We start from the raw sequence: 3,158 nt of genomic DNA on the forward strand, positions 1-3,158 counted from the left end.
CCGTGGCTGCAGATGTGGACCAGGCAGCCGATGAACGTCACGCCGTCCCAGACGCCGGTCACGATGTCCCACGTGCCGCGGTAGATGCCCTGGCCGAAGTCGCAGAACTCCTGCCCCCAGCCGCAGCTCCAGTAGGTGTCGGCCGGCTCGTCCGGGGACGCTGCGCCATCGGGCGGCGGACCCGACGGCACGTACGCCGTTTCGGCGTCGCGCCGGTCGTCGGCGCCCGCACCCTGCTCTGCGCTCGGTTCATCGAGCGATCCATCAACCGATTCGGCGCACTCGGCGTCGCCGACCCGGCACACCGCGTCCTGGATGTGGCCGGTGATCCCGCCCGGAACCGAGGACATCACCAGCGCGGTCACGACCGTCACCACGAGCAGCACGACCGCCAGGTACGACAGCGTCCCCTCACCCCGGTCGGACGAGGACGCGGCGCGGCCCACGGCCCCTGCCCCCCGGTCCGGGAATGGCACGGCACACCTCCGCCAAGACCATATTGATCAGCGCACCGGATTCCCCAGTGTCCCCGGACCCATGAGCAGGCCCATTTCGCGACGCTCCGAGGGCGACGACATGCCGATTCTCGTTTTGGGCCCGATGTGGGCCCGCGGGCCCTGTCGGGATCTCGGCTGTCCGAAGATAATTGTCGTCCCGCCGATTTCCGTGAGGTCTTGTACGATCGCGTCTTTCCAGCCGCATAACCGAAGGGCTCATATGAATCGGGAAGCCCGCGATGACGGGTCGGGCGCCGTGGACTACCTCGCGGTCGTCCTGCTCATCTCGGTGATCAGCGGGGCATTCCTCGTCAGCGGTGTCGGCGCCACTGTGGTGGACACCTGCGAGGACGCCATCTGCAGAGTCATGGGCGGCGACTGCGCACGGGAGAATCCGCCCGCCCTGCCGGGCGCCGGTCAAGCCCTGGCCGCGCCCGCCCCCGCGAGCCCCGCGCCGGCGGCGGGCGCGAAATCCCCGCCCAGGCCGCCGATCACCAAGCCGGTGTGCACTCCCGATCCCACTGTCGCGTGGACCGAGGGATTGCACACGCACAACGACTATCAGAACGGCCGCCCGCTGCATGACTCGCTGGAGCACGGGGCGACCAGTGTCGAGGCGGACGTGTGGCTCGACGAGAACGGCGAGTTGATGCTCCGCCACCTTCCCGACGAGCCGTACGTCGGGTCGTTCCGGGATCTGTACGTGAACCCGCTCAAGGCCCGGGCGGCGGAGAACGGCGGAAAGATCTACGCCGGGCGCGATCAGCAGTTCCAATTGCTCATCGAGATCAAGCAGGGCGGCCCCGCGGCGTACGAAAAGGTGCTCGAGGAGATCAAGGACCTGCCGCCGAACGTACACGTGATCTTCGATGCGGGGCGTCCCGACGACGCGATCGGAAAGCAGCCGTCCAACGTGTCGTTCGACATATCTCCGGGGGAGGGCTGCACGCTTCCTCCGAAGGTCGATCCCGCCGACCCGCAGTACGACCGCGCCTACGCGCGCAACTTCACCATGCTGAACGCCTCGTACAAGCAGTGCGTCGACCGGAACAAGGACGGCAAGATCAGCAAGTCGGAGCAGGCGGATTTCAACGCGATCGTGCAGAAGGCCCATGACGCCGGCCTAAAGGTCCGGATCGTGGAGGGCCCGGACGGCCCGAAGCGGAAATCCGAGCCGGGCGAGTTCAAGGCGTGCTCATCGTGGATTCCCTGGCAGCCCAGCTGTAAGGACGACGAGCGCGAGGCGTTCTGGCAGGCCGAACTGGAGGCCGGCGTCGACGTCTTCGACACCTCGCACATCTCCCTGGGACGGAAGTGGCTGCGCAACTGCGGCCGCGAGGACTGACCCGGGCGCCGACGGCGGATCAGGCCACCAGGACGTCGAAGATCCTCAGCTCTTCGCGGCCGTCGCGCATGTGGTCGATTGTGGTGTACCACCCTATGGCTCGACTAATTCCAATTGGTGATCATGTCGTCGTCGATATCGGCTCCCGCGTCTCGCATCATTTTCACGACCTGCTGTAGGTATTCTGCCGGCGGCTCGTAGTGGCCGCTGGCGTCGTTGATACTGACGAGCTTGCCGTCGTGCACTACGAACTCACCCGCGGCTGCGACCTCGTCCCCCGCGAGAAAGCTGGAGTGCTGAAACCTGCCCGGCTTGGACTTGCCGTTGGCGTAGAGATTGCCGTACCGGTCCATCACGAAGATCCACTCTCCGTTCTCGGCCCATCTGCTCGGCATGTCCGTGTTGAGAGCCTGACCATTGGAGCGAAAGAGTTCGCCATTATGAACGATGATTCGAAAGTAATCTCGCCGTTGAGGGTCCCTCACATAGTCGATCTCGTTATAGTGAAGCCTTGGGCTAAGGCCGCGATCCTCGCCGACGAATTCTTTGAGGAGGGGTGTAGTGGAATATTCGGGCCCGTGTGTCACTGCGGGTGGAATATTTTCGAGATGGGGGACATAAACTGATCGGATGCCCAGTTCTCGCTCAACGTCCAAGAGGGCGGGCCACTTGCCGTACTTCCGGGTTATCGCGCCCCTGGCGCCGGAGTCATTGAGCAAGTGTTCGAGGCGAGCAGCCGGATCGGGGGCATTCAATATGTCATTTACCAGGGCACGCTGGGTATCCGAGAGATCTGATCTGCCAAGAGCATGTTCGACGTCCTCCAGTGATGGCGGACGATCGCCGTTCATGCTGAACAGGTCCCAACCTGGCCCGGTGTCGTTCCACCAACTCTGCAGAATTTCCTTTGCAAGGACTGGCCGCGTCAGCCCCAGATTCTCCTTGGGCTGGGGAATGTACCTTTCGATAGCATGTCGGGTCTCCTGAGATACGTCGTCGTACCTGTCCCCCAACATGCGCTTTCCGAACTCGTGGTCGTCGGTCTCGGGGCCGAATCTGCGAACGCCGTCAGGGCCGACTCGGCCCGGCGTGTCCTGGTCCACGTCGGCGGTGTCGGTGTTCTCGCCGTCGGTATCGCCTTCGCCGTCGTTGTCGGGATCGACCCGACCCTTGTCGGTGTCGGCGTGGTCGGTACGGCGCAGGCTTTTGAGCAGTTTGGTTCCTCTGCCGAACCAGCCGACGCCGCCGATCATGCCGAGGATGGTGGGCACGGCTCGGCCGGCGGCGGTGCCGTGGTGGTCGTTGTTCCAGTCCTG

The 3,158-nt window shown here is 64.6% G+C and carries 3 protein-coding genes; 1 reads left to right on the top strand and 2 read right to left on the bottom strand.

What is annotated here, in order from left to right:
- A partial coding sequence (locus HKK72_RS37965; protein ID WP_222721647.1) for a hypothetical protein occupies positions 1–476 on the bottom strand: 476 nt, incomplete at its 3' end.
- Between the two features lie 241 nt (positions 477–717).
- Between HKK72_RS37965 and HKK72_RS37970 the strand changes: the two genes are divergently transcribed.
- Positions 718–1,842 carry a hypothetical protein gene (locus tag HKK72_RS37970; protein WP_187239219.1) on the top strand — a complete coding sequence of 375 codons (1,125 nt, stop codon included), beginning with the start codon at positions 718–720 and terminating at the stop codon, positions 1,840–1,842.
- A 104-nt stretch (positions 1,843–1,946) separates the two neighbouring features.
- Here HKK72_RS37970 and HKK72_RS37975 read toward each other — a convergent pair.
- Positions 1,947–3,158 (bottom strand): hypothetical protein (locus tag HKK72_RS37975; RefSeq protein ID WP_222721648.1); only part of this gene is annotated, 1,212 nt, incomplete at its 5' end.

It is taken from the genome of Actinomadura sp. HBU206391 (assembly GCF_014323665.1).
Taxonomy (GTDB): domain Bacteria; phylum Actinomycetota; class Actinomycetes; order Streptosporangiales; family Streptosporangiaceae; genus Actinomadura_C.

What these genes read in the sequence shown, in the direction of transcription:
- HKK72_RS37970 (WP_187239219.1), top strand. Translation starts at nt 718, where the DNA reads ATGAATCGGGAAGCCCGCGATGACGGGTCGGGCGCCGTGGACTACCTC.